Here is a 237-nt window from a genome sequence, read left to right as displayed (position 1 = left end):
AACCATCTGGGGCCGACGCTGTCGTTCCGGGGCCTGGACAACGCCTCGTACTACCGCCTGGTCGAGGACGATCCGCGCTACTACATGGACACCACGGGCACGGGCAACAGCCTGCTGATGCGCAGCCCGCACGTCCTGCAACTGATCATGGACTCGCTGCGGTACTGGGTGAACGAGATGCATGTGGACGGGTTCCGCTTCGACCTCGCCGCCACGCTGGCGCGGCAGTTGCACGCG

Annotated in this window: 1 pseudogene; it reads left to right on the top strand. The window is 65.8% G+C overall.

Annotated features, from left to right (window positions below):
* Positions 1 to 237, top strand: a pseudogene (locus ACGWYJ_RS39150) (glycogen debranching enzyme); the annotation flags it as partial.

This window comes from Actinomadura sp. SCN-SB, assembly GCF_043906805.1.
In the GTDB taxonomy this organism is placed as follows: Bacteria; Actinomycetota; Actinomycetes; order Streptosporangiales; family Streptosporangiaceae; genus Spirillospora.
Note: the sequence above shows the minus strand (reverse complement) of the source record. Positions and strands in the feature narration are given on the sequence as shown.